Origin of the sequence: Streptomyces sp. KM273126 (genome assembly GCF_004337435.2) — a bacterium.
In the GTDB taxonomy this organism is placed as follows: domain Bacteria; phylum Actinomycetota; class Actinomycetes; order Streptomycetales; family Streptomycetaceae; genus Streptomyces; species Streptomyces acidicola.
On sequence record NZ_SJXB02000002.1, the window covers coordinates 1,059,343 to 1,079,809 of the forward strand.

The following is a 20,467-nucleotide window of genomic DNA, read 5'->3' on the forward strand; positions in this document are numbered from 1 at the left end:
GTCGATGGCCATTGCCAAGGCCGAGCGGCTGATGAATCTGGCGTTGTGTCTGCTCGGGACGCGGCGGCCGCTCAGCAAGCGCGAACTGCGCCAGTCGATCGAGGCCTACGTCGAGGCCTTCGGGCCGGACAGGAGCGCGGCCGGGTCCGACGACTCCTTCAACCGCATGTTCGAGCGCGACAAGGACGATCTGCGCGAACTCGGGCTGGTCATCGAGACGGTGGAGAACCTCGACGGCGACGTCGGCTATCTGGCTCGCCGTGACAGCAACCGTCTCCCGCCCATCACCCTCGACGCCGAGGAGGCCGCCGCCCTCGGCCTCGCCGCCAAGGTGTGGCAGCAGGCCCGTCTCGCGGGCGCGGCCAGCGGCGCCCTGCAGAAACTGCGCGCTGCCGGCCTCCCCGAGGACGTCGACCCGTACGAGGCCCATGGCGCCCTGGAGCCCCGTATCCCCGTGCACGAGGCCGCCTTCGAGCCGCTGATGCTCGCGTGCCGCGACCGCCGGGCGGTCGTCTTCGAGTACCGCAAGGCCAATGCCGCCCACCCCGAGCCCCGCACTGTCGAGCCGTGGGCGCTGGAGTGCTGGCGCGGTCACTGGTATCTGGCCGGCTGGGACCGTGGCCGCGGTGCCGAGCGGGTCTTCCGGCTCTCCCGCATCACCGGGAGGGTGCGCACCCGGAGCGGTCCCTTCACCGCAGAGGTCCCGGACGTCGTCACCGTGCGCGAGACCGTCGCGAGCTGGGCCGGCGAGACCGCGGACCGCTCCGCGCTGATCCGGCTGCGCACGGGGTCCGGTTACCCCTTGCGGGCGAAAGCCACCTCGGTACGGGAACTCGGAGACGGCTGGGACGAGTTGGAGATTCCGTACGGGCACGGTCTGGATGCCTGGCTGGTGGAGTTCGGGCCCGACGTGGTGGTGCTGGATCCGGCCGAGCTGCGGGCCGACGTGGTGGACCGGCTGCGCGCGGTCGCCAAGGGCTGAGGGGGCGTAAGAAAGTGGTGGGAAAACCGGCCAGGCCGGCGAACGCCATCGACCAGACCCGGCGGATGCTCTCCCTGGTCACCTATCTGAGGGAGCGCCCCGGTGCTCGCGTCGAGGATGTCGCCCGCGCCTTCGGGATCACCGAGGACGAGCTGATCTCCGACCTGGATGTGCTGCCCCTGTGCGGTACGAGTTTCCGTGGCGGCGACCTGCTCGACATCGACACCGACGGTGACCGGATCTGGTGGCACAACCCCGATGACGTCGCCGAGCCGCTCCGGCTGGCGGCCGACGAGGCCACCGCCCTGCTCGTGGCCGCCAGGGCCGTGTCCACGCTGCCCGGTCTGCGCGAGGGCGACCGGCAGGCGCTGCTGCGGGCCACCGCCAAGGTGGAGGCGGCGGCGGGGAGGCGGCCGGAGCCAGCTCCCGGCTCTCGGTGACCTTCGAGTCGGAGGGCGGTGTCTTCGCCGACGTCGACCGTGCGATCTCCGAGCGCCGCCGTCTGTGGATCCGCTACTACTCACCGGCCCGTGACGAGGTGACCGAGCGCGAGATCGACCCGATCCGCCTGGTCAGCGTCGGTCACACCTATGTCGAGGCCTGGTGCCGCCGCTCCGAGGCGCGCCGCACCTTCCGGCTCGACCGGGTCGCCGAGATCAAGATCCTCGACGAGCCGTCCGCGCCGCCCGAGATCGAGCTGCGCGATCTCTCCGAGGCGCTCGTCCAGCCCGCGGCGGAGGACCCCGAGGTGGTCGTCGAGGTCGGGCCCGGTGGCCGCTGGGTCGCCGAGTACTACCCGCACGACAGCGCCGACGAGCTGCCGGACGGCGGTCTGCGTATCACGCTGCGGACTCCCGATCCCGCTTCGCTGCGGCGGCTCGCCCTGCGGCTCGGGCGCGATGGCCGGATCGTCTCGCCCCAGGACCTCGCGGACAGCGCCCGGCAGGCGGCGCGGGAGGCACTGGCGGCGTACGACGGGCCGCAGGCCGCGTACGCCGAGCCCCGCCTTCGGCGCGACGAGTCGGCAGGACCCTCGGGTGCGCCCCACGGAGTTGACGGCAGGCGCGAGTGAGCCGGAGGGGTGCGCCGGCCCCGGCCACGGCCACGCCCCGGTAGGGGCATGTCGGTGCAGTGTGTCCCGGAGGCGAACGAACCATCAAAAGGGGAGCAAGGGCTGTGAGCGGGTCGGCGATGTCCGGTGTGCAGGATGTGCGGGAGATGTCCGTGGCGGTCGCGTTCGACGGCATGAAGAGCGTGGCCGACGTGGTGTTCAGAGCCGGCTGCCCCGAGTGCAGGTCCAGCTTCGAGCTGAGCGCCGGTGCCCTGCGGCTGGCCATCGGCGCGACCAGCAAGACGACGTTCTACTCCTTCACCTGCCCCGAGTGCGGTCTGGCCGTGCGCAAGCCCGCCGGTGAGCGCATTGTCGAACTGCTCACCGGCGGCGGGGTGCGTACCCTGCGGCTGCACTCGACGGTCTGACGAGTTCGGTGGGACCCGTCTGACAATTCCCGTCAGGCGTCGCGGGCCCGGCGGGAATTGTCGGACAGGCCCTGGCGGTGCCGGGGCGGCGTGGGCGCGTGGTTGAACCTTCCCGGTGTCGCTTAGGCTCGGCGTCATGTTCTGGCCGATGCTCGCGATCGCTGTGGGGTTTCTGGGTCTCGCCGTTCTCGGTGTGCTCGCCGTCCGGGTCTTCCTGGAGGCACGGCGCCTCGGCAGACAGGTGAGCGATTCCGCGAGCCGTATCAACCGTGCCGCCGAGGAACTGGAGCGGGCGTCCGCGACCGCGGCCCGTTCTGCGGGCGGACTGTGAGCCGGGATGGTATGCCCTGTGAGTCAAGGGCGTTGGGTGCTTTGGGGGACTTCGCCCTGTCACCTTCTCGGCTTGGGCGGGTACGCTCATGGGCGCGGCCCGGAAAACGAGGCGCGGGTCGCGGATTGGGAGTACGCACAGGGATTGCCTGACGTTCACCCTTGAGCGTTACGATCGCTGCCAGCACGACCAGTCGGACATTTGTCCGACTGGCCGGACAGTACCCCACACCCGCCGCCTCGGTGAGAAGGTAAAGACATATGTTCGGAAGGCTCGGCGCTCCCGAGATCATTCTCATCCTCGTCGTCATCATCCTGCTGTTCGGCGCGAAGAAGCTTCCGGACATGGCCCGCTCGCTCGGCAAGTCCGCGCGCATCCTCAAGAGCGAGGCCAAGGCGATGAAGTCGGAGGGCCAGGACAACAGCACCGCCGCGTCCGCCCCGCCGCACGAGGAGACTTCGGCTCAGCGCACCATCAAGGCCGCGCCCGGTGACGTGACCGGCTCCCGCCCGGTCACCGAGCCGACGGACACGACCAAGCGCTGACGCAGGGCCGGTGACATCCGGCCCGCCGTACGAGATGGGAACGTGGGTTGCTGAAGTCTGCCCGCAATACGGAGAAGGATCCCGAGGGGCGGATGCCCCTTGCGGAGCACCTTCGTGAGCTCCGCAACCGGCTCGCGAAGGCGATGCTGGCGATCGTGGCCATCACGGTCGTCGCCGCCTTCTTCTACAACGACATCATCAACTTCCTCACCAAGCCGATCCTCGACTCGGTCGGCTGTGGGAAGACGTTCGAGGAGCTGGCGAGCGCCGCCAACTCCGACGACACCCAGAGTTGCGCACGGATCACGATCAACGGTCTGCTGGCGCCCTTCACGCTCGCCCTGCAGGTCTCGCTGATGGCCGGTGTCGTGTTCGCCTCGCCGGTCTGGCTGTACCAGCTGTGGGCGTTCGTCGCCCCCGGCCTGCACAGGAGCGAGAAGAAGTACGCCTACGGGTTCGTCTTCACGGGTGCCCCGCTGTTCCTGGGCGGCGGCTACTTCGCGTACCGGGTGCTGCCCACCACGGCCACGGTGCTCATCGAGTTCACCCCGAGCGGGGTGGACAACCTGCTGCCGCTGGACGATCTGCTCCAGCTGGTCACGCGCATGGTGGTCGTCTTCGGGCTCTCCTTCGAGCTGCCCCTGCTGTTGATCATGCTCAATCTCACCGGGGTGCTCACCGGCAAGCGCATGCTCGGCTGGTGGCGTGGCATGATCATGGGCATCACGGTGTTCGCGGCCGTCGCGACGCCCAGCACCGACCCGATCTCCATGCTGGCACTCGCCGGACCGATCTGGATCCTGTACTTCGGTGCCGTCGCCTTCTCGCTCCTCAACGACCGCCGCAAGTCGCGCCGCGAGGCCTCAGGCCCAGGTGACGACGAGGCCTCCGACCTGGACCTCACGCCCGGGGACATCGGCGAGATCGAGTCCGTGTCGGCGAACCGGGCCCTGCCCGAGGGCACAGGCACGGGCACGGACCGGGTCAACGGATACGACGACGTGACCTGACGCACCGGGAACACCGTCAATCCCACCGCGAGCAGCGGCCGGGGCGCCCGCACGGCGTCGCCGGCCGCTTCCGCGTTGGACCGTATACGGGGTGCCGGGCCGGCCGTGGGTCCCTGAGCTGCGGGGATTCCGTGTCCACGAATGGCCGATCCGGATAATGATCGTCCTGTTGTCAGTGGGGGCCGGTAGTCTCGAAAGCACGATGACAGAGGACCTCTCACCGGCCGAGCGGTATGCGGCAGCCCGTAGGCGCGCTGTCGAGCAGGCCACCGCGCTCGCCTCCTTCCGCGAGATGTACGACTTCGGTCTCGACCCCTTCCAGATCGAGGCCTGCCAGGCACTCGAAGCCGGAAAGGGCGTGCTGGTGGCCGCCCCCACCGGCTCCGGCAAGACGATCGTCGGCGAGTTCGCCGTCCACCTCGCTCTGAGCCAGGGCAAGAAGTGCTTCTACACGACGCCCATCAAGGCGTTGTCGAACCAGAAGTACGCCGACCTGTGCCGCCGCTACGGCACGGCGAAGGTCGGCCTGCTCACCGGCGACAACAGCATCAACTCCGATGCGCCGGTGGTCGTCATGACCACCGAGGTGTTGCGGAACATGCTGTACGCGGGCTCACAGACCCTCCTCGGCCTCGGCTACGTGGTCATGGACGAGGTGCACTACCTCTCCGACCGCTTCCGCGGCGCCGTCTGGGAGGAAGTGATCATCCACCTCCCCGAATCCGTGACGCTGGTGTCACTGTCGGCGACCGTGTCGAACGCGGAGGAGTTCGGTGACTGGCTGGACACCGTGCGCGGCGACACCGAGGTGATCGTCGCCGAGCACCGGCCCGTGCCGCTGTTCCAGCACGTACTGGCCGGGCGCCGTATGTACGACCTCTTCGAGGAGGGCGAGGGCAGCAAGAAGGCGGTCAACCCCGATCTCACGCGCATGGCACGCATGGAGGCCAGCCGGCCCTCGTACCAGGACCGCAGGCGCGGCCGGGCGATGCGCGAGGCCGACCGTGAGCGCGAGCGCAGACAGCGGTCGCGGGTGTGGATCCCGAGCCGGCCGGAGGTCATCGAACGGCTGGACTCCGAGGGCCTGTTGCCCGCCATCACGTTCATCTTCAGCCGCGCGGCCTGCGAGGCCGCCGTCCAGCAGTGCCTGCACGCGGGTCTGAGGCTGAACGACGACGAGGCACGCCTGAAGGTGCGCGCCCTCGTCGAGGAGCGCACGGCGACGATCCCCGCCGAGGACCTCCACGTCCTCGGCTACTACGAGTGGCTGGAGGGGCTGGAGCGCGGTATCGCGGCCCACCACGCGGGCATGCTGCCGACGTTCAAGGAGGTCGTCGAGGAGCTCTTCGTGCGCGGCCTGGTCAAGGCCGTGTTCGCGACCGAGACCCTCGCCCTCGGCATCAACATGCCCGCGCGCTCGGTGGTGTTGGAGAAGCTCGTCAAGTGGAACGGCGAGCAGCACGCCGACATCACACCCGGCGAGTACACCCAGCTGACGGGGCGCGCCGGCCGCCGTGGCATCGACGTCGAGGGCCACGCGGTCGTGGTCTGGCAGCGCGGCATGAACCCCGATCACCTGGCCGGGCTCGCCGGCACGCGCACGTACCCGCTGCGGTCCAGCTTCAAGCCGTCGTACAACATGGCGGTGAACCTGGTCGAGCAGTTCGGCCGGCACCGCTCCCGGGAGCTGCTGGAGACGTCCTTCGCCCAGTTCCAGGCCGACAGATCGGTCGTCGGGATCTCCCGCCAGGTGCAGCGCAACGAGGAGGGCCTGGAGGGCTACAAGGCCTCCATGACCTGCCACCTCGGCGACTTCGAGGAGTACGGGCGGCTGCGCCGCGACCTCAAGGACCGTGAGACCGAGCTGGCCAAGCAGGGCGCGGCACAGCGGCGCGCCGAGGCGGCCGTGGCGCTGGAGAAGCTGAAGCCGGGCGACGTCATCCACGTCCCCACCGGCAAGTTCGCGGGCCTCGCGCTGGTGCTGGACCCCGGCCTGCCCGCCGGCCGTTCCAACGGCCACCGCGGTTTCGAGTACCACGACGGTCCGCGCCCTCTCGTCCTCACCGCCGAGCGGCAGGTCAAGCGGCTGGCGTCCATGGACTTCCCGGTGCCCGTCGAGGCCCTGGAGCGGATGCGGATTCCCAAGTCCTTCAACCCGCGCTCACCGCAGTCGCGCCGGGACCTGGCCTCCGCGCTGCGCACCAAGGCCGGGCACCTCGTCCCCGACCGGAACCGCAAGAAGCGGTCCGCGGCCGCCGACGACCGTGAGATCGCCCGGCTGCGCGCCGAACTGCGCGCCCACCCCTGCCACGGGTGCAACGACCGCGAGGACCACGCCCGCTGGGCCGAGCGCTACCACCGTCTCAAGCGCGACACGACCCAGCTGGAGCGCCGTATCGAGGGCCGCACGAACACGATCGCGCGGACCTTCGACCGGATCGTCGCACTGCTGACGGAGCTCGACTATTTGCGCGGCGACGAGGTCACCGAGCACGGCAAGCGGCTGGCACGGCTGTACGGCGAGCTCGACCTGCTCGCCAGCGAGTGTCTGCGCGCCGGGGTCTGGGAGGGGCTCGGGCCCGCCGAACTCGCCGCGTGCGTCTCGGCCCTGGTGTACGAGGCCCGGGTCGGCGACGACGCCCTCGCACCGAAGCTGCCGTCCGGCAACGCCAAGGCGGTGCTCGGCGAGATGGTCCGCATCTGGGGGCGCCTCGACGCGCTGGAGGAGGAGTTCCGCATCACCCAGACCGAGGGCGTCGGCCAGCGCGAGCCGGACCTCGGCTTCGCCTGGGCCGCGTACATGTGGGCCTCCGGCAAGGGGCTGGACGAGGTGCTGCGCGAGGTGGAGATGCCGGCCGGTGACTTCGTGCGGTGGTGCAAGCAGGTCATCGATGTGCTCGGGCAGATCTCGGCGGCGGCTCCTGCGGAGGGCTCCACGGTGGCCAAGAGTGCGCGTAAGGCGGTTGACGGGCTGTTGCGGGGGGTTGTGGCGTACTCGTCCGTGGGTTAGGGCCCCTAGGGCGCTTCTGATGGATCTCCGCGGCGTCGCGACGCCCAGCACGCACTCCCCCACTCTCGGCTTCGCTCGAGCGGGGGGACCCCCATGCCGCACGGCGCGCAGGGCCAGGTGGCTCCGCCACATGACCCTCCACACCGCACGCCGATCGCACGCACCGGACGCCGCTCCTTCCTCCACGGAGATCCATCAGAAGCGCCCTAGGTCCGGCAGGGTTTGCCGGGGTCCGCGGCCGGGTGCGGGTTGGCTGTGGCTCGTCGCGCCCACGCGGCGGAGCCGCACAATGTCACAGCCCCGCCTATCCGGTCGCGTTCACGTACGCCCTCCAGCCGCCGTACCCCGTGATGTCGGCCGCGCCCTCCAGCGCGGCCGGCTCGCACAGGAAGCCGGGTACGTGCGTGCCGTCGGCCAGTTCCACGCGGCCGAGTGTCATCGGGCGGGGGAGCGCGGTCAGCAGACGGCCCAGGCCCTCCGTCGACAGGCGCCACACCTCGGCCTCGATCGCGCCCCCGCCCTGGCCGACGTGGACGAGACCCGGCTTCGGCGGGTCGGTCGCCAGTGCGTGCAGGCGGTAGACGGGGGCCGTCGTGGTCGTACGGTCGAGGCGGGCGCCCAGGGTGAGGAGTTGGGGGTTGAGGGGCTGGCCGGACAAGTGGGCGCCGACCACCGCGACCCGTGTCTCCGGCTGGAGCAGTGTGGCGATCCGGGCCAGGCGTTCGTCGGTGAACGCGGGTCCGATCAGCATCACGCCGAAGGGAAGCCCGTTCACCTCGCCCGCGGGGACGGCGACCGCGGCCTGGTCGAAGAGGTTCGTGGAGTTGGTGAAGCGGCCCAGGCGGGCGTTGGCGCCCAGTGGGTCGGCGGCGACCTCGGCGAGGGTGGGATGGCCCGGAGCGGTGGGCAGCAGCAGGGCGTCCGCGTCGGCGAGTCCGGCCAGGGCACGGGTGCGCAGGGCGGCCAGACGGTCCTGGTCGGCGAAGAGCTGGTGGGCCGGGATGTCACGGGCGCGGGTGATGATGCCGGTGACGGTGGGGTCGAGTCCGTCGCCGCCCTCGGCGGTCACCTTGTCGATGAAGTGCCCCACCGCCGTGTAGCGCTCGGCCACGAACGCTCCCTGGTACAGCATCGCGGCGGCCTCGGTGAACGGGGTCAGGTCGATCGTGCGGACCTCGGCGCCGGCCGTGACGAGCTGTGCCACTGCCGCTTCGTACGCCTCTCCCCAGCCCTCGTCGAGTTCGCCGAGCTGCGACGTTGACGCGATCGCGACGCGCCACGAGCCGGGGGCGCGCTGCGGGAGTGAAGGGAGTGCGCGGGCGGGCGGCGACGTCATGTGGGCGAGAGCCTGCTCGGCCTCCGGGAGGGTGCGGGCGAACACCGTCACACAGTCGAGTGAGGCGCAGGCCGGGACGACGCCGGTCGTGGGGACGATCCCACGGGTGGGTTTCAGGCCGACGATGCCGTTGAAGGCGGCGGGGACGCGGCCCGAGCCGGCGGTGTCCGTGCCGAGGGCGAAGTCGACGATGCCGAGCGCCACCGCCACGGCGGAACCCGAACTGGAGCCGCCACTGATCCTCGCCGGATCGTGGGCGCCGCGTACGGCACCGTAGGGGGAGCGGGTGCCGACCAGGCCCGTGGCGAACTGGTCCAGGTTCGTGGTGCCCAGGACGATCGCGCCGGCTGCGCGGAGACGGGCGACGACGGGGGCGTCGGCCTCCGGCCAGTACGCGTACGCCGGGCATCCTGCCGTTGTGGGGAGGCCGTGGACGTCGATGTTGCCCTTGGCGGCGAAGAGGCGTCCCGCGAGGGGGAGGCGTTCTCCGGCGGCCAGGCGTTCGTCGAGCGCCCGGGCTTCGGCTTCCACCTCTGCCCGGGGACGCAGGTCGATCCAGATCTCGGGGCGGTCGGCCTCCTCGTTGCGGGCGTAGGCCGTCCGCACTCTGGTGAGGGTCGGGTTCGACATCTGTGCTCCTTGGCTGGGGTGGTTCTGTCGGCTGCGGGCCGGTGGGTGGTCCGTGCCCACCCGTTCCGCCCCAGCGAAACGACTGCCCACAGACCAGCCGACGGTGTCAGGTGACCTTTGGCCCTGCGGGTGCCAGGACAACAAGCGCCGTGCCCGCCTCCACCTGGGCGCCCGGTCCGGTGAGGATCTCGTGGACCACGCCGTCGACCGGGGAGTGCACCCTGGACTCCATCTTCATGGCCTCCAGCGCCAGCAGGGGCTGGCCCGTGGTCACCGCGTCGCCCTTACGCACGTTCAACTGCCAGACGGACGCGGCGAACTCGGCCTCCACCAGGTGGCCGCCCTCCGGGACGGTCACCGTGGCCGCGGGAGCCACAGGTGTGCCGACTGCCTCCGCGCGGGCGAACTCGCCGGCCGCCTCCCATGCGTCCCGTTCCGCCGCGAACGCGGCGCCCTGCCGCGTGCGGAACTCGGCGATGGAATCCGCGTGTTCGGCGAGGTACGTCTCGTACTCGGCGAGCGAGAAGGTGCCCTGCTCGATACGGGGCACGAAGCGACCCGAGACGATGTCCGCGCGGAGATCGAGGAGTTCGTCGGCGTCGACCGGATACCACTTGATGCGGTCGAAGAAGCGGAGCAGCCACGGTGAGCCGGGCTCGAAGGCGCCGCGCTGCTGCCAGCCGGACCAGACCTGGGTCGTACGGCCGACGAACTGGTAGCCGCCGGGCCCTTCCATACCGTAGACGCACAGATACGCACCGCCGATGCCGACCGAGTTCTCGGCGGTCCACGTCCGTGCCGGGTTGTACTTGGTCGTCACGAGGCGGTGGCGCGGGTCGAGGGGTGTGGCCACCGGGGCGCCGAGGTAGACGTCGCCCAGGCCGAGTACGAGGTACTCCGCCTCGAAGACCGTGCGGTACACGTCCGCCACCGACTCCAGGCCGTTGACGCGGCGGATGAACTCGATGTTCCACGGGCACCAGGGTGCGTCGTCGCGTACGCCCGCCATGTAGCGGGCGATCGCCTCGCGGGTGGCCGGGTCGTCCCAGGAGAGGGGGAGGTGCACCGTGCGGGACGGGACGACCAGTTCGCCGGCCGGGGGCAGGGCCGTGGTGATCTCCCGTACTGTCGCGAGGAGTTCGGACTGGGGGAGGACCGAGGGGTCCGTCTGGATCTGGAGTGAGCGGATGCCCGGGGTCAGGTCCGTGACGCCGTCGAGCGCGGCCTCGGCCACCGCCTCCATCAGTGCGTGGACCCGCATCCGCAGCGCCAGGTCCAGTTGCATCGGCCCGAACTCGACGAGCAGGTTGTCGTCGCCACTGCGGCGGTAGGTGATGTCGCCGTCCCGGGCCAGTACGCCGCCGTCGACGATCGGGGGCCGGGGCGAGCCGTCCTCGGTCACCGGGACGAAGCGCACCGTGTCGCCCGGCCGGAGCTGGCCCAGCTTCCAGCGTTCCGTCGTCGCCACCGTCGCCGGGCAGACGAAGCCGCCGAGCGAGGGGCCGTCGGGTCCCAGCAGCACCGGCATGTCGCCGGTGTAGTCGACGGCACCCACCGAGTAGGGCGTGTCGTGGATGTTGGAGGGGTGCAGGCCGGCCTCGCCGCCGTCCGTGCGGGCCCAGCGGGGCTTGGGGCCGACGAGCCGGACTCCCGTGCGCGCCGAGTTGAAGTGCACTTTCCAGTCGGCCGCGTAGAAGTCGTGGATGTCCTCCTCGGTGAAGAACTCCGGTGCGGCATGGGGGCCTTCGAGGACGCCCAGCTGCCAGGAGGAGCCGAGCTCCGGGCGCTCCCCGGGAGGCACGGGCGTGCCTTCGGTGACGGCACCCCCGTGCAGCACGTCCCCCGGGCGCAGCGCCCGCCCGCCGTGCCCGCCGAAACGGCCCAGCGTGAAGGTGGCCGCGCTGCCGAGGAACGACGGTACGTCCAGGCCGCCGCCCGCGAACAGCACGTATGTCCGCAGACCGTGTTCCGTCGGCGCGCCCACCTCCAGTACGGCGCCGGCGGGTACCGTGACCGGCTCCCATGGGGTGACCGGCGAACCGTTCACCGTCACCTGCGCGGGCGCTCCCGTCACGCACACCGTGGTGGGGTGCGTGAACCTCAACGACGGTCCCCGCAGGGTGCATTCGAGGCCGGGTGCGCCCTCGGGGTTGCCGAGCGCCCGGTTGCCGAGGCGGAAGGACAGCGCGTCCATCGGGCCGCACGGGGGCACGCCCACCTGCCAGTGGCCGGTGCGGCCGGGCCAGTCCTGCACGGTGGTCAGCGTGCCGCCGGAGACCACCTCGATACGCGGGGTCGGATCGGTGACCGAGGAGAGGGTCGCCGTCGAGTGGGTGGCGGTGGCGAAGGCGGGGTCCGCGAGCGCCGCCCGCACCAGCCCCAGGTTCGTCTCGATGCCGTCGACGCGTGTCTGCGCCAGCGCCTCGTCCAGTCTCCGCAGGGCGTGGGCGCGGTCGTGCCCGTGCGCGACGACTTTCGCGAGCATCGGGTCGTACGACGTCGTCACCTCGGTGCCGGTCTCCACCCAGTTGTCCACGCGTACGCCCGGCGGGAACTCGACGCGGGTCAGCAGGCCCGCGCTGGGCCGGTGGTCGCGTGCGGGGTCCTCGGCGTACAGGCGGGCCTCGACGGCGTGGCCGCGGGGTGCGCCCGGAGCCCGCACGACGGCGCGGTCGCCCTGCGCGAGGCGCAGCATCCAGGCCACGAGGTCGACGTCGTAGATCTCCTCGGTGACCGGGTGCTCCACCTGGAGCCGGGTGTTGACCTCCAGGAAGTACGCCTCCTCGCGCGCCGCGTCGTACACGAACTCCACGGTTCCGGCGGAGCGGTAGGCGACGCTCGCGCACAGGTCGCGGGCGCAGGCCGCGAGGTGCTCGCGCACGTGGTCCGGGAGGCCGGGGGCCGGTGCCTCCTCCAGGACCTTCTGGTTGCGGCGCTGGAGGGAGCAGTCACGGTCGCCGAAGGTGACGACCAGGCCCTCGCCGTCACCGAAGACCTGCACTTCCACATGGCGGGCGTGTTCGACGAGGCGTTCCAGGAAGAGACCCGACGCCGACGCCGCGGACGCCGCGGAGAAGGAGGCGGCGGCCACGCGCCGCACCCGCTCCCAGGCCTCGGTCAGTTCGTCGGCGGAGCGACATGCCGACATACCGATACCGCCTCCGCCGCCGGTGGCCTTGAGCATCACCGGGTAGCCGATGCGGTCGGCCGCGGACAGGGCCTCGTCGAGGTCCGCCAGCAGGTCCGTGCCCGGCGCGAGCGGTACCCCGGCCGCCTCGGCCGCCGCCCGGGCCGTGTGTTTGGCGCCGAACAGCTCCAGTTGCTCCGGAGTGGGGCCGACGAACACGATGCCGGCGTCCTCGCAGCGCCGCGCGAAGGCAGCGTCCTCGGAGAGGAAGCCGTACCCCGGGTGGATGGCGCCCGCGCCGGTGTCCTTGGCGGCCTTCAGGACGAGGTCGACATCGAGGTACGACTCCTTCGCCGGCGCGGGGCCGAGCCGTACGGCCTGGTCGGCGAGGCGCACATGGGGCGCGGAGCGGTCGGCGTCGGAGTACACGGCGACCGTACGCAGGCCCAGTTCGTGTGCCGTGCGGATGATCCGTACCGCGATCTCGCCCCGGTTCGCGATGAGCAGTGTGTCGAAGTTCATGACGCCGTGTCCGCCCGGGTGATGGTCATCTCCACGGCCGTCGGGTCGAAGCCGTTGCAGGGGTTGTTGATCTGGGGGCAGTTGGAGACCAGGACGAGCACGTCGCGCTCGGCGCGCAGGGTCAGGGCGAGGCCGGGGGCGGAGATGCCGTCGACGATGCCGAGGGTGCCGTCCTTCTCGACGGGCACGTTCATGTACCAGTTGATGTTCGAGACGAGATCGCGCTTGCCGAGGCCGTGCTTGGCGCCCTCCGCGAGGAAGTTGTCCACGCAGGCGTGCTGGGACCAGGTGTGGTGGCCGTACCGGAGGGTGTTCGACTCCTTGGAGCAGGCGCCGCCGACCGTGTCGTGCCGGCCGACGTCGTCGGCGACCACGGTCATCAGCGGGGTGTGCTCGTTGGACAGCAGCACGCTGCCCGTCGTCAGGAAGATGGTGCCCTGCGCGTGGATCGTGTCGGGGGCGCTGTAGCGGACGGACGTGTCGTGGGCGTCGTACACGAGGAAGTCGACCGCCTGGTTGCCGTGCAGGTCGGTGATGGTGAGGGTCTCGCCGGTGCGGATCACGGACGACCGGGCGGCCCTGGCCGGAACGACGGTCTTCATGCGAGCCCCCTCGCGGTGAGGAATTCGGCGGTGTTGAGGAAGGCGCGGTGGCCCTCGGGGGTGGCGTCCCACAGTGGGTCGCCCGGCCGGGTGGGGGCCGAGCGCCAGGCGAGCACCTCCAGGGGGGTGCTCACGTAGTCCGGGCGCGGGTCGGCGGGGTGGGGCACGTTCGCGATCAGGACGGTCACGTCCTGCTCGGTGCGCAGCGTCACTCCGGCGCCGGGTCCGGCGGAACCGGTGAAGTCGAGGGTGCCGTCGTCGCGGACCTCCACGCCCTGGAAGAACGAGAGCGAGGGCGGCAGATCGCGGGGGGCGAGCCCGTTCTTGGCGGCGGCCAGCTTGAACAGCTCGCGACCGGCGGGGGAGGGGGACTGCGGTGTGCCGTCCCCGTACCGCTCGGTGTTCCGTACGAGGGTGGAGGTGCCGCACAGCGCGTCGTGCCGTCCGGAGGTGTCGACGGTCACGGAGGCGAGGACGCGCCCCTGGTCGGACAGGAGCAGCCGCCCCTCGCCGAGGTAGGCGTTCCACTGCACCTTGACGGTGTCGGCCACGTTCAGCCGCTCCCAGGGGCGGTCGGCGGCGTAGAGGAGCAGGTGTGCGCAGGCGTCGCCCCGCAGGTCGGTCAGACGCAGCTCCGTTCCGCGGGCCAGCACCTTGTGCGTGTAGTTGCCGCCCGCCACGGTCTCGGCCCACACCAGGTGCCCCGCCTCACAGGGCGGCGCCGGCCATTCGCTCGCCGGCACGACGGGCATCGCCTCGGCCCGTGTGCCCTCCTGCGCCCGGGCATGGGCCCGTGCTCCATACGTGGTCTCTGTCGCCATCGCGCCACCTCCGGCTGCTCCGGTGATTTCTGTCGCCCGACAGAAATTAAGGGCAGGTCGGGTCGGGGCCGTGTCCCGGGCGTTGCTGCGCGGTTACCTGAAGCTCACGGTCGGTTTCGGGCGCGGGAGGGGGTTGCGGAGGGGCCGGGGCTGCCGCTGGATGGTGCGTGGTGGAGGCGGAGCTTCATGGTGCCGGGTGCACCCGTGCTGTTCAGGGGCGCGGGGCTGTGTTGAACGTGCGGCTTCCGCCGCGTGGGCGCGACCCGCCACAACAAACCCGCAGTCGACCACCGGCAGCACGCCGGCAGGCGAGACCGCCCCACCTGAACCCCCGGAGGGAACCGTGCGAGGATCGAACGCATGGGAAGCAGTGGTGGGCGCCGCGTCGGGAGGCCGCGGGCCGAACAGCGGCCGGATCGTGGGATGTCGCCGCGTGACGAACTGCTGGCGGCGGCCGCGGAGTTGTTCACGACGCGTGGGTACGCGGCCACGACCACCCGGGCAGTCGCCGAGCGGGCCGGCATGCGGCAGGCGTCCATGTACCACTACGTCTCCGGCAAGGAGGAACTGCTCGCCGAGCTCCTGGAGTCCACGGTCACGCCCTCGTTGACCCTGGCCCGCGAGCTGCTCTCCCGGGACGCGGCCCCGGCCGAGGAGCGGCTGTGGGAGCTGTGCCGTACCGACGTGGAGCTCCTCTGCGGCGGTCCCCACAACCTCGGCGGGCTCTACCTGTTGCCCGAGGTGCGTGCGGAACGCTTCGCCGGCTTCCATGCCGTGCGTGCCGAACTCAAAGATGCCTACCGGCAGTTGATTGCCGCGACCCGTACGGGTGGAGGGCTCGCCAAGAGTGAGCTGGACCTGCGGGCTGACCTGGTGTTCGGGCTGATCGAAGGCGTCATCCTCGTCCACCGCTCGGACCCGGACCGTCGCGTCGCGGTGTTCGCCGAGGCCACGGCGGACGCGGCCCTGCGGATCGTCGGGGTCTGAAGCCGGGGCGCGGCGAGCGCCGGGCCGTTGTGCGGAGTCCGGACTCCGCCGCTGTCGTCGCCCTGCCAACAAGCCGATCCGCTGCAGTCCTCCTGCTCACCCATGATTACCTGACGTGTTCGATTAATGGCTGAGCGTATAAATGGGGTCGAGCGTACTCCTGTATCCGTCCCCGTTTCAGGTGCTTGCTGAATATGACACAGCGATGATCCGGTCGGACTAAGCTCGCCCGCGGCGCACCGAGTTGAGGTGTAATCGTGCGCTTGTTCCCAAAGATACCGAAGATCCAGTTTGAGTTCCCCCCACACCACAGCAACACCCCCGACTCCCAGCCGATTCGTCTCAGAGGGCAACCATGGTGAGTGTCCAATCGCCTCCCAGTGGCCGTGAACTTCCCTACACACGCGTGCTGTTGCCGCCCGCCATACTGTTGGCCGCGGCGACCGGGACTGCCGCTGCCCTGGTGACGGGGCCGGCCCGGATCGCCGTCGGCGTGTGCGGAGCCATCACGACCGTCCTGGTCGTCGCGGTCGCGTCCCAGGTCGTGCGCCGCGGCCGGCAGCTCCTGGCCCTGCGCGCCGACTTCGCACAGCGGACCTCCTACCTGGAAGACCGCGTGGCATCCCACGACCAGGAGTACCTGCGCCTCGGCAGGGAGATCATGCCCGCGATGCTGGAGCGGCTGCAGGGCGGTGACTCCCCCTCCGAGGTGGTTCGTCTGGGCATCGCGGAGAACCCGGTCTACAGCTACCTGCCCGAGTCGCAGCGTTCGCTGATCCGCATGCTCCTCGACGTCATCGACCGCGTGGACGCCCGGCGCGACTCCTCGCAGCGCTCCTTCGTCAACATCGCACGACGCGTTCAGGCGATCGTGCACCAGCAGAACGTCGAACTCCGCGAGATGGAGGAGGACCACGGGCGCAACCCCGAGGTCTTCGACGACCTGCTGCGTATCGACCACGCCACCTCGCTGATCGGCCGCCTCGCCGACTCCATCGCCATCCTCGGCGGTGGCGGCCCCGGCCGCCAGTGGCCCGAGCCCGTGCCGCTGTACAGCGTGCTGCGCGGCGCCATGTCCCGCATTCTGGAGTACCGCCGCATCGAGCTGCACTCCATCGCCAAGGTCAATGTCGCCGGCGTTTCCGTCGAGCCGCTCATCCACGCCGCGGCCGAACTCCTCGACAACGCCACCCGCTACTCACCGCCCCAGACCAAGGTGCACGTGACCGCCGTCGAGGTGCAGACCGGCATCGCCATCGAGATCGAGGACGCCGGCGTCAGCCTCAGCGAGGAGTCCCGCGCCAAGGCCGAGAACATGCTCATCAAGGCCCAGCAGGGCGCGGACTTCCAGGAACTGGGCGACACCCCGCGCCTCGGCCTGGCCGTCGTCGGCCGCCTCTCGACGATGTTCAACATGCAGGTCTCACTGCGGCAGTCCGCGTACGGCGGCGTCCGTGCCGTCCTCGTCGTACCACGCAACATGCTCACCGACGAGCCCGCCACCAGCTTCGCCCACGGCATCGGCGCCGCCGCCCTGCCCACCCTGAACAACGACGGCGTCAAGGGCCCCGACCGCGCGCAGAAGAAGCGCCGTCCGACCACCGGCCCGCGCGTCCCGTCCTCGGCAGAGGCACTGTCCCTCATGGACGACGACGTCCCCGTCGTCACCGAGTGGACTGCCAACGGCCTGCCGCAGCGCCGCAGCCGGGTGACGACCCCGCTCAGCCAGCGGATGGCCGAGGCCGCCGCCGCGGAGGCCGCCGCCGAGGAGGCGAGGGCCGCCACGCCCGTGTGGGAGCCGGAGCCGGAGAAGATCGAACCGCCCGGGGCGTGGATCGAGGAGTTCTGGGCCGGCCTCAAGGGCGACCCGGACCCGAACGCCTTCACCAGGAACCCGGACGACCCGACGACGTTCACCGCTGACAACGAGCCGGCCCCCGTGGAGGCCGACGACGAGAGGGACCTCAAGTGACCAAGCGAGCCAACTTCGACTGGCTGCTCAAGGACCTCGCCGACGGAGTGCCGGGCGTCCAGCAGGTCGTGGTGCTCTCCGCCGACGGGCTGCGCATCGCCCGGTACGGCGGTGACCCGGACGCCGCCGACCGGGTCGCCGCGGCATGCGCGGGCCTGCAGAGCCTGGCCGGTGCCGTAGCCGCCGAGATCGCCACCGGCGACAGCCGTATGCGCGTGGTCATCATCGAGATCCAGGGCGGCTACTTCTACATGATGGAGGCGGGCCCCAACGCCTACCTCGCGGTCCTCGCCAACGCGGTCGCGGAGCCCGGCATGATGAGCAACCGTATGCGCGACCTCGTCGCCCGTATCGGCTCCCATCTGACGAGTCCGCCCCGGCGGAACGGGCAGACCGTATGACGCCTCCACTGCGCCGGCGGCGCTATCCCAAGGAGAATCCCCCGCCCCCGCCCCAGCCGGCCGGCGAGGATGCCGAAGCCCAGGACGGCCCGCCGCCGAAGAACCCCGAGCGGCTGTACATCATCACGGGTGCGGCCGTCGAGGACGGCGAGCGGGCCCCGATCGACCTCGTGACGTTAATCGTGGCGAGCGCCGAACTGCCGCCTTCCGCCACACCGGAGCAGTCGGCGCTGCTCCGGATCTGCCAGGCACCCCTGTCCGTGGCCGAGATCTCGGCCTACCTCAACCTGCCGTTCAGCGTGGTGACCGTCCTGCTCACCGAGCTGCTGGCGGCCGAACTGGTACAGGCGCGCGCACCGGTCGTCCGGCAGGCGCGGGCCGACCGTTCCCTCCTCGAAGCGGTGATGCATGGACTTCAAAAGCTCTGACCCCGTCACGGGTCCTCGCACCGAGGACCATCTGCCGCACACGGCAGAGGCCGGGGTGAAGATCGTGATCGTGGGCGGTTTCGGGGTCGGCAAGACGACAATGGTCGGCTCCGTCAGCGAGATCAGGCCGCTGACGACCGAGGAGACCATGACGCAGGCCGGCATCGGAGTCGACGACAACTACGGCTCCGATTCCAAGACGGCCACCACCGTGGCCATGGACTTCGGCCGCATCAGCATTACGGACCAGCTCGTGCTCTACCTCTTCGGCACCCCGGGTCAGGAGCGCTTCTGGTTCCTGTGGAACGGCCTGTTCGAGGGCGCGCTCGGTGCGGTCGTCCTGCTGGACACCCGCCGCCTCGAGGTCAGCTTCGACGTCATCGGACGCCTGGAGGAGCGGGGCGTGCCGTTCGTGGTCGCCGTCAACACCTTCCCGGACGCGCCCCGCTATCCCGTCGAGGAACTCCGCTCGGCGCTCGACCTGCCCCGGGAGATCCCCATCGTGGAGTGCGACGTGCGGCGCCGGGCCTCCAGCCGCGACGTCCTGATGACGCTGCTGCGCTTCCTGCACTCCCTGGCGAGGGCCAAGGCCCCCGCTTGAGCCCCATACGTGTTGCCTGAGCCGCACGGCCGTACGTGTCCCCCGAGTCGCGTACGACCGTGCCGGCGCGCCGTCGATGTCGCACGTACACGTCCCGTGACGGCGCCCGCCTCGTCTCGCGCACGACCTCCCCCACCTTCTCGGCTGTGAACCGGGGGAGGACCCATCACCTCCTGTACACCGGATCCACTTCAGCTTCGGAGCGATCATCGTGACGCCTGAACCCCTCTCCCAGACCGGTACGGACGACCCCGTGGCCGTACCCCCACCCGGCTGCCCCGCTCACGGCGCGGGACCCGGCGGCCTGCGCCGGCTGTACGGCCCCGATGCGGAGGACCTGGGAGCCGTGTACGAGAAGCTCCGCGCCGAGCACGGCGCCGTGGCTCCCGCGCTGCTTCACGAGGACGTGCCGATCTGGGTGGTGCTCGGCCACAGCGAGAACATGCACATGCTGCGCACCCCCTCGCAGTACTCCCGCGACACCCGGTTGTGGACCCCCCTGCAGGACGGCACGGTCAAGCCCGACCACCCGCTCATGCCACACATCGCGTGGCAGCCCATCTGCTGCCACGCCGAGGGCGACGAGCACCTGCGGCTGCGCGGTGCGGTGACCGGCGCCATGTCGACCATCGACCACCGGGGCGTCCGCCGGCACATCAACCGCGCGACCCAGCACCTCGTCAACAGGTTCTGCGAGGAGGGCAGGGCCGACCTGGTCGGTCAGTTCGCCGAACACCTGCCGATGGCGGTGATGTGCGAGATCCTCGGCATGCCCGAGGAGTACAACGACCGGATCGTGCAGGCCGCCCGCGACCTGCTCAAGGGCACCGAGACCGCCATCGCCAGCAACGCGTACCTCATGGACGCCCTGACGCGGCTCGCCGCCCGCCGCCGGGCCGAACCCAAGGACGACTTCACCAGCCACCTCCTCAACCACCCGGCAGGGCTCAACGACGAGGAGATCAGCCAGCACCTGCGCGTCGTGCTGATCGCCGCGTACGAGGCCACGGTCAACCTCCTCGCCAACGTACTGCGGGTGGTGCTCACCGACCCGCGGTTCCGCGCCCAGCTCAACGGCGGCCAGATGACGGTGCCCCAGGCGGTCGAGCAGTCCCTGTGGGACGAGCCGCCGTTCAGTACCATCCTGGGCTACTTCGCCAAGCAGGACACCGAGCTGGGGGGCCAGCGCATCCGCAAGGGCGACGGTCTCCTCCTCGGCATCGCCCCGGGCAACGTCGACCCGCGCGTCCGCCCCGACCTCAAGGCCAACATGCAGGGCAACCGCTCCCACCTCGCCTTCAGCGGCGGCCCGCACGAGTGTCCGGGCCAGGACATCGGCCGTGCCATCGCCGACGTCGGCGTCGACGCGCTGCTGATCCGCCTCCCGGACGTCCAACTCGCCTGCGAGGAGCACGAGCTGCGCTGGCAGGCGTCCATCTCGAACCGCCACCTGGTGGAACTGCCGGTGAAGTTCGCTCCGAAGCCCCAGCAGGATGTCATGCAGCGGCCCTCCATCAACCCGATGCCGCCGCAGCGCTCGAACAACTGGCAGGTCAGCACACCACAGTCACAGCCCCCAGCTTCGGAGCCCGCCGCTCCGACGCCGGTGGCGGTGGCCGAACCGGCCCGCCGACCGGGCGTGTTCCGGCGCGTCCTGCGCTGGTGGCGCGGCAACTGAGCTGA

At 70.8% G+C, this 20,467-nt stretch carries 16 protein-coding genes and 1 pseudogene; 13 read left to right on the forward strand and 4 right to left on the reverse strand.

Translation table 11 applies throughout. From position 1 onward, the window contains the following. Nucleotides 1-4 precede the first annotated feature (4 nt). The 7 genes and pseudogenes from E0500_RS35215 to E0500_RS35245 all read left to right on the forward strand — a co-directional run bounded on the left by E0500_RS35215 (nt 5) and on the right by E0500_RS35245 (nt 7,357). Nucleotides 5-982: a YafY family protein gene (locus tag E0500_RS35215; protein WP_131560805.1), complete on the forward strand. Its 978-nt coding sequence runs from the start codon at nt 5-7 to the stop codon at nt 980-982. A gap of 65 nt (nt 983-1,047) precedes the next feature. Next, nucleotides 1,048-2,054, forward strand: a pseudogene (locus tag E0500_RS35220) (helix-turn-helix transcriptional regulator). 119 nt (nt 2,055-2,173) lie between these two features. Continuing rightward, complete coding sequence (locus E0500_RS35225) at nt 2,174-2,461, forward strand: hypothetical protein (protein WP_131560859.1); 288 nt, start codon at nt 2,174-2,176, stop codon at nt 2,459-2,461. 136 nt (nt 2,462-2,597) lie between these two features. After that, nucleotides 2,598-2,792 carry a hypothetical protein gene (locus E0500_RS35230; protein ID WP_131560807.1) on the forward strand — a complete coding sequence of 65 codons (195 nt, stop codon included), beginning with the start codon at nt 2,598-2,600 and terminating at the stop codon, nt 2,790-2,792. A gap of 260 nt (nt 2,793-3,052) precedes the next feature. Then, complete coding sequence (gene tatA / locus E0500_RS35235) at nt 3,053-3,337, forward strand: Sec-independent protein translocase subunit TatA (protein ID WP_131560809.1); 285 nt, start codon at nt 3,053-3,055, stop codon at nt 3,335-3,337. A gap of 47 nt (nt 3,338-3,384) precedes the next feature. After that, nucleotides 3,385-4,347 carry a twin-arginine translocase subunit TatC gene (tatC, locus tag E0500_RS35240; RefSeq protein WP_131560810.1) on the forward strand — a complete coding sequence of 321 codons (963 nt, stop codon included), beginning with the start codon at nt 3,385-3,387 and terminating at the stop codon, nt 4,345-4,347. A 157-nt stretch (nt 4,348-4,504) separates the two neighbouring features. Further along, nucleotides 4,505-7,357, forward strand: coding sequence for an RNA helicase (locus E0500_RS35245; protein ID WP_131560812.1), 2,853 nt, complete (start codon nt 4,505-4,507; stop codon nt 7,355-7,357). 304 nt (nt 7,358-7,661) lie between these two features. On the opposite strand, the gene atzF is transcribed toward E0500_RS35245, so the two are convergent. The 4 genes from atzF to E0500_RS35265 form a co-directional block, all read right to left on the reverse strand. Beyond that, the gene (atzF, locus tag E0500_RS35250) at nt 7,662-9,323 is read right to left on the reverse strand and encodes an allophanate hydrolase (protein WP_131560814.1); all 1,662 of its coding nucleotides are present in this window, start codon (nt 9,321-9,323) and stop codon (nt 7,662-7,664) included. Between the two features lie 106 nt (nt 9,324-9,429). Beyond that, nucleotides 9,430-12,972 carry a 5-oxoprolinase/urea amidolyase family protein gene (locus E0500_RS35255; RefSeq protein ID WP_131560816.1) on the reverse strand — a complete coding sequence of 1,181 codons (3,543 nt, stop codon included), beginning with the start codon at nt 12,970-12,972 and terminating at the stop codon, nt 9,430-9,432. Beyond that, on the reverse strand, nt 12,969-13,574 hold the full coding sequence (locus E0500_RS35260) for an urea amidolyase associated protein UAAP2 (RefSeq protein ID WP_131560818.1): 606 nt from the start codon (nt 13,572-13,574) through the stop codon (nt 12,969-12,971). Before E0500_RS35260 ends, E0500_RS35255 begins: the two co-directional genes overlap by 4 nt. Then, nucleotides 13,571-14,395 (reverse strand): urea amidolyase associated protein UAAP1, encoded by an 825-nt coding sequence (locus E0500_RS35265; RefSeq protein ID WP_131560820.1) that lies wholly within the window; start codon nt 14,393-14,395, stop codon nt 13,571-13,573. Before E0500_RS35265 ends, E0500_RS35260 begins: the two co-directional genes overlap by 4 nt. A gap of 360 nt (nt 14,396-14,755) precedes the next feature. Between E0500_RS35265 and E0500_RS35270 the strand changes: the two genes are divergently transcribed. From E0500_RS35270 to E0500_RS35295, 6 genes are all read left to right on the forward strand, one after another. Next, nucleotides 14,756-15,382: a TetR/AcrR family transcriptional regulator gene (locus E0500_RS35270; protein WP_152863526.1), complete on the forward strand. Its 627-nt coding sequence runs from the start codon at nt 14,756-14,758 to the stop codon at nt 15,380-15,382. A gap of 355 nt (nt 15,383-15,737) precedes the next feature. Next, nucleotides 15,738-17,354: a sensor histidine kinase KdpD gene (locus E0500_RS35275; RefSeq protein WP_131560825.1), complete on the forward strand. Its 1,617-nt coding sequence runs from the start codon at nt 15,738-15,740 to the stop codon at nt 17,352-17,354. After that, nucleotides 17,351-17,755 (forward strand): roadblock/LC7 domain-containing protein, encoded by a 405-nt coding sequence (locus tag E0500_RS35280; protein WP_131560826.1) that lies wholly within the window; start codon nt 17,351-17,353, stop codon nt 17,753-17,755. The genes E0500_RS35275 and E0500_RS35280 overlap by 4 nt, the downstream gene beginning before the upstream one ends. Further along, on the forward strand, nt 17,752-18,183 hold the full coding sequence (locus tag E0500_RS35285) for a DUF742 domain-containing protein (protein WP_131560828.1): 432 nt from the start codon (nt 17,752-17,754) through the stop codon (nt 18,181-18,183). The genes E0500_RS35280 and E0500_RS35285 overlap by 4 nt, the downstream gene beginning before the upstream one ends. After that, nucleotides 18,164-18,784: an ATP/GTP-binding protein gene (locus E0500_RS35290; RefSeq protein ID WP_131560830.1), complete on the forward strand. Its 621-nt coding sequence runs from the start codon at nt 18,164-18,166 to the stop codon at nt 18,782-18,784. Before E0500_RS35285 ends, E0500_RS35290 begins: the two co-directional genes overlap by 20 nt. Nucleotides 18,785-18,995: 211 nt before the next feature. Next, nucleotides 18,996-20,462: a cytochrome P450 gene (locus E0500_RS35295; RefSeq protein ID WP_131560832.1), complete on the forward strand. Its 1,467-nt coding sequence runs from the start codon at nt 18,996-18,998 to the stop codon at nt 20,460-20,462. Nucleotides 20,463-20,467: the final 5 nt, after the last annotated feature.

Bases quoted from the DNA above. Each gene is read 5' to 3' on its own strand.
- E0500_RS35215 (WP_131560805.1), top strand. From the start codon at position 5: ATGGCCATTGCCAAGGCCGAGCGGCTGATGAATCTGGCGTTGTGTCTG.
- E0500_RS35225 (WP_131560859.1), top strand. From the start codon at position 2,174: ATGTCCGGTGTGCAGGATGTGCGGGAGATGTCCGTGGCGGTCGCGTTC.
- E0500_RS35230 (WP_131560807.1), top strand. From the start codon at position 2,598: ATGTTCTGGCCGATGCTCGCGATCGCTGTGGGGTTTCTGGGTCTCGCC.
- tatA (WP_131560809.1), top strand. From the start codon at position 3,053: ATGTTCGGAAGGCTCGGCGCTCCCGAGATCATTCTCATCCTCGTCGTC.
- E0500_RS35245 (WP_131560812.1), top strand. From the start codon at position 4,505: ATGATCGTCCTGTTGTCAGTGGGGGCCGGTAGTCTCGAAAGCACGATG.
- atzF (WP_131560814.1), bottom strand. From the start codon at position 9,323: ATGTCGAACCCGACCCTCACCAGAGTGCGGACGGCCTACGCCCGCAAC.
- E0500_RS35255 (WP_131560816.1), bottom strand. From the start codon at position 12,972: ATGAACTTCGACACACTGCTCATCGCGAACCGGGGCGAGATCGCGGTA.
- E0500_RS35260 (WP_131560818.1), bottom strand. From the start codon at position 13,574: ATGAAGACCGTCGTTCCGGCCAGGGCCGCCCGGTCGTCCGTGATCCGC.
- E0500_RS35265 (WP_131560820.1), bottom strand. From the start codon at position 14,395: ATGGCGACAGAGACCACGTATGGAGCACGGGCCCATGCCCGGGCGCAG.
- E0500_RS35270 (WP_152863526.1), top strand. From the start codon at position 14,756: ATGGGAAGCAGTGGTGGGCGCCGCGTCGGGAGGCCGCGGGCCGAACAG.
- E0500_RS35275 (WP_131560825.1), top strand. From the start codon at position 15,738: ATGGTGAGTGTCCAATCGCCTCCCAGTGGCCGTGAACTTCCCTACACA.
- E0500_RS35285 (WP_131560828.1), top strand. From the start codon at position 17,752: ATGACGCCTCCACTGCGCCGGCGGCGCTATCCCAAGGAGAATCCCCCG.
- E0500_RS35290 (WP_131560830.1), top strand. From the start codon at position 18,164: ATGGACTTCAAAAGCTCTGACCCCGTCACGGGTCCTCGCACCGAGGAC.